A 619-nucleotide genomic window follows, 5' to 3' on the forward strand; every position below is an offset into this window, starting at 1 on the left:
TTTAAAGTTCGTCAGGCTGAAAGGCCATTCTGAGCTTGGGAACTGGTCTTCCATTGGTGTGCCATCGGCCAGCTTTTGTGGATGCCATGTTGGGCAACCCGTGTAGAAATCACCGGTCATGGTGTTTCTTGCGCTGCCGACACGTTCATTCCATATCGCGACAGGTCGTGTCCATTTGTGCTTCATTTGCTCACCTTGATACGCTTCGGTTGCATTTTCAAAACGTCCACCGCGAGCAAAAATAAACGCCACACGTTTCATCTCATCCGCTGTCAGCGTCTTCTGCATGGCTGGCATTAAACGCTCTAGGCCGGACCACGCAATGTCTTCTGCCGAAACTTCAGGCACCCCGCCTTTCACATAAGCCAAGTTTGCCGCGGAACGTAAGTAGAAATCTTCAGCGCTGTGGAGAGCGTGCCAATTCCCTTGCGCATCTTGAATCGCGTTGTCACCAAAGCCGCCTAGTTGCATTTTCTTGGCGACATCAATCAAAAAGTTTTCTAAGCAAATCGAACGACCATCGGCGGTTTTCTCTGTTCGCGCTTCCACAATCGGCCAACGAGCGGTGACGGTTTTCACCGGAACGTCGTGCCAAGGCGTTGCCATACCCCAGCTTTCG

Annotated in this window: 1 pseudogene; it reads right to left on the reverse strand. The window is 51.7% G+C overall.

Annotated features, from left to right (window positions below):
* Window positions 1-619, reverse strand: a pseudogene (locus IQR33_RS33490) (tetrathionate reductase subunit TtrA); the annotation flags it as partial.

Origin of the sequence: Vibrio sp. OPT46, from assembly GCF_015163535.1 — a bacterium.
Lineage (GTDB): Bacteria > Pseudomonadota > Gammaproteobacteria > Enterobacterales > Vibrionaceae > Vibrio > Vibrio alginolyticus.